The organism is Trebonia sp. (genome assembly GCF_030042015.1).
In the GTDB taxonomy this organism is placed as follows: domain Bacteria; phylum Actinomycetota; class Actinomycetes; order Streptosporangiales; family Streptosporangiaceae; genus Trebonia.
The window spans coordinates 1-3,587 of the sequence record NZ_JASIAL010000464.1 but is presented as its reverse complement, the minus strand read 5'-3'; the positions used below and the strand labels follow the sequence as shown (position 1 = coordinate 3,587).

The following is a 3,587-nucleotide window of genomic DNA, read 5'->3' as shown; positions in this document are numbered from 1 at the left end:
GCGGTGCGTGTTGCTTCCCACGACGCCGTTGACCATGACCAGAAAGCCGAGCCTCTCGGCCTGCCCGATGAGGATGCGGAGTGCATCGGACCGGGAGGAACCCCGCTCCTCAACCTCGAAGCCGAGTGCGGTGCGGATCGTCTCGGCGGCGCTTTCCGCGGGGAAGGCGGTCGTGAGCGACCCGACAATCTCGACGGGCCGCTCGTGGGTCACGATCGCGAAGTCCCGGTACCAGTCCTGGCGTTGCTGACACTGGTAGATCGTGTCGAGCAGATCAGCGCTCGGCTGCCGGACGCCCGTGTCGCCGATCGTGCGGTAATCCGGTATCGGGACTCGCTCTTTCGGCGGAGACGGCAGGAACAGGAAGCCGACAGCAGTGTGGGTGGCCTGCGCGAAGTTCTCAAGCTGCTTCAGCGTCGGCTGCTGCTCGCCATGCTCCCAGGCGGCCAGCCGCGGGAACCGCCGCGTCAGCTCCCCGAAGGCCACGCCAGAGCGCTGGCGAGCCCACACCAGCAATTCAGGGTTGACCTCAGCGCGCGCCGACATCTTCCAAACCCCTCAGTAGTCGTCTGTACTTTCGACAGTATCCTCATCATGCGCCGATGCGACGACAATTCCGCTCGCGGCAGCACGCCGCCAGGGAGGCCTGCGACCTGCCCTGGTTCCGGGTAAGCCGACGGAGTCGGCCGGGATCGTTCGGGAGATAGAAAAAGAGCGGCGGACGCCGAGCTTCAGCCCCGTGACTGCGGCCACCGCCGCGGACCTTTCCGTGGATCTCGCCGAGCCGAGTTAGAATACCACCGGTATTCTAACTGTCGTCAGCGCCCGCGGCGCTGACCCCTGGAGGGCAGCAGACGTGTCGATCGGAGCGAACGACGAGCTGGCGGCACGGCTGCACCGGATCGCCGTCGAGCGGCCGCGGTTCACGGGCCGCAGCGCGCTCGTCTCGGGTGCGGGCAACGGCATCGGCGAGGCCTGCGCGCGGCGGCTGGCGGCCGAGGGCGCGAACGTCGTCGTGTTCGACGTCGACGCCGACGGCGCCAGGCGAGTGGCCGGGGAGATCGGCGGCGTCGCGGTCCAGGGGGACGCGGCGGTCGTCGAGGACGCGGAGCTAGCGGTCGGCACGGCGGTGCGGCTGTGGGGCGGCCTCGACGTCCTTGTCTGCTGTCCGGGCAGCGACATCGGCTCGGCGACGCTGCTCGAAACGACGCCGGAAGGCTGGGCGGCGGGCAAGCACGTCAATCTGCAGACGGCGGTGATCACCACCCGGGCGGCGCTACCCGAGCTGATCGAGCGCAAGGGGTCGATCGTGATCTTCTCATCCGTCGGCGGCCTGTCCTCCACGCCGGGCAACACCCTGTACCAGACGGTCAAGGCCGGGCTGCTGGCGTTCACCCGGTCGCTCGCGGTCGACTACGGGCCGCTCGGGATCAGGGCCAACGCCATCTGCCCGGGCTGGACGATGACAGGCAACGCGACCCGGGTGATCCTCAAGATCGCCGACGCCAGCGGGATGACCGGCCAGCAGGCATACGACCGGGCAACCTCGGTGATCCCGCTGCGGCGGGCGGCGGTTCCCGCCGAGCAGGCGGCAGTCGCCGCCTTCCTGGCCTCCGACGATGCTTCCTACGTCACCGGTGCCACGGTGCTGACCGACGGCGGGACGATGTCGGTCCACGTCGCCGCGGCCGCGTTCGCGTCCGAGCCGGCCAGCTAGCGATCCGGCGGCTCATGGGGTCGGGTCCCGCCCGCGGCTCCCGCGCCGGACAGGTCCGCCTCGGCGTCGGCGATCGCCAGCGCGACGGCGCCGGGATCGTCGCAGGCGACGATCAGCAGCAGCACCAGGCGGGCCAGGAACATCTCGCTCTCGGCCGGCGGCACCCGCGTCAGCGCCTGCGCCAGCGCGGCGTAGACCCGGTCCAGGTCCTCGGCGTTCATGTCGCGGTCTCGCCGGCGATCGCGGGTGCGCGGGCCAGCGCGGCGACCGCCGTCAGCACATCGTCGATGCCCTCGCCATCCCGGTGCGCCAGCACGTAGCGGTCGGGCCGAAGGAGGTAGCGGCCCCGGCTGAGACCGGGCTCGCCGACGCCGCTCTGCTCGTGCACGAGGCTGACGCGCAGCCGGCGCAGCGGCAACCCGAGCAACTCGGCCGGACCCTGCGGCGGGTCCGCCGCCACAGGCTCGGCGGGCGGCACAGCCGGCTCGTCGACCTCCAGCACGGTGAAGCCCGCTCCGAGCTCGTCGGTCAGATAGCCGGTCCGGCCGTCGCCGAAGCGGACCAGGGCGTCGCCGGCCACGTGCTCAGCCGGGTGGCTCTCGCCGCCGGGCGGAACCCCCATGTCGAGCAGCGACCGCGGATAGACGCTGGCATCCGACGTCCGGTGGTTCAGCAGGCTCTTCAGGCGCGGCTCGCGATCGGCCATCAGGCTGAGGGCGGCGTGGCGCAGCAGCCGTGCGCCCGGCGAGTACGCGGCGATCACTTCGGCTCCGATTCCCGCCTTGGCGAGGTTCTGGCGGGTGCCTTCGGCGCGCTCGAGCGAGTAGGTGTCAAGCAATGCCTCCCCGGCACCGCCGCGGATCACCGAGGCGAGCTTCCAAGCGAGGTTGAAGCCGTCCTCGACCGCCGAGTTGAGGCCGCGGCCGCCGAAGATCGGCACGAGGTGGGCCGCGTCGCCGGCGAAGAACACCCGGCCGTGGCGGTAGCTCTTGAGGCTGGCGCCGCTGGCGGTGTAGTCGCCCGACCACACGATCTCCCAGCCGGACCGCAGCCCGAGCATCCGCAGCTGGGCGTCGACCCGGCCGCGGATCGCGTCCGGACTCAGCGCGACGTCGACCTGCTCGTCGACGGGGACGCCGAAGTCGATCCGCCACAGGTCGTGTGGCTGCTGATGCATGATCACGGTCCCTTGCGGGTTCGACGGCGGGTCGAACCAGATCCGGCGGATGCCGGGCTCCAGGTCCAGCCTCGCCCTGACGTCGGTGACGATGAAGCGGGTCTGGTAGCGAACCCCCTGGAGCGCGAGTCCCAGCTCGCGCCGCACGTGGCTGCGTGATCCGTCGCAGGCGATCAGCCAGTCGGCCTTGACGGCCAGCTCGCGGTCCTCGGCAGTGACGCTCAGCGACACGCCATCGGGCTGCAGGCCCACGCCGTCGACGCGGTGACCCCAGCGCAGGTCGATCAGCGGCTGCGCGCGGACCGCCGCCGCGATCATCTCCTCGAACAGGTCCTGCTTGAGGTTGACGACCCGCGGGTACTTGCCTGGCTCGTCAGGCGACCGGTCGAGGAACAGCTCGGCCGTGCGATAGAAGGCCTGGTTGCCCCGCTGTGGTATCGCGATCCGCATCACCTCGTCGCTGATGCCCGAACGGGCAAGCAACTGCAGGGTCCGGCGCGAGATCCCGGTCGCGCGACTGCCGGCCGCGACGGTCATGTGCTGCTCGACAAGCGTGCAGGCGACCCCAAGCTCGGCGAGCCCGAGGGCCGCCGCGTAGCCCGCGGGGCCGGCGCCGACGACCACGACGCCAAGGTGCTCGACGGTCATCGAAGCCTGCAGCGGTCAGCGATCAAAGTACTCGGCGTCACGTGG

The 3,587-nt window shown here is 70.9% G+C and carries 4 protein-coding genes; 1 reads left to right on the top strand and 3 read right to left on the bottom strand.

All coding sequences use genetic code 11. The annotated features are described in order from the left end of the window. Positions 1-546, bottom strand: a 546-nt coding sequence (locus tag Q1N79_RS24780; RefSeq protein WP_300612950.1) for a hypothetical protein, incomplete at its 3' end; no start/stop codon positions are given. 310 nt (positions 547-856) lie between these two features. On the opposite strand from Q1N79_RS24780, the gene Q1N79_RS24775 reads away from it, so the two are divergent. Continuing rightward, positions 857-1,717, top strand: a complete 861-nt coding sequence (locus Q1N79_RS24775; RefSeq protein ID WP_300612949.1) for an SDR family NAD(P)-dependent oxidoreductase — start codon at positions 857-859, stop codon at positions 1,715-1,717. Here Q1N79_RS24775 and Q1N79_RS24770 read toward each other — a convergent pair. Continuing rightward, complete coding sequence (locus tag Q1N79_RS24770; RefSeq protein WP_300612947.1) at positions 1,714-1,938, bottom strand: hypothetical protein; 225 nt, start codon at positions 1,936-1,938, stop codon at positions 1,714-1,716. The two genes, Q1N79_RS24775 and Q1N79_RS24770, sit on opposite strands and share 4 nt — an antisense overlap. Continuing rightward, positions 1,935-3,542: an FAD-dependent monooxygenase gene (locus Q1N79_RS24765; protein ID WP_300612945.1), complete on the bottom strand. Its 1,608-nt coding sequence runs from the start codon at positions 3,540-3,542 to the stop codon at positions 1,935-1,937. The genes Q1N79_RS24770 and Q1N79_RS24765 overlap by 4 nt, the downstream gene beginning before the upstream one ends. Positions 3,543-3,587: the final 45 nt, after the last annotated feature.

Excerpts from the sequence above, each read along its gene's own strand:
- Q1N79_RS24770 (WP_300612947.1), bottom strand. The coding sequence starts at position 1,938 with ATGAACGCCGAGGACCTGGACCGGGTCTACGCCGCGCTGGCGCAGGCG.
- Q1N79_RS24765 (WP_300612945.1), bottom strand. The coding sequence starts at position 3,542 with ATGACCGTCGAGCACCTTGGCGTCGTGGTCGTCGGCGCCGGCCCCGCG.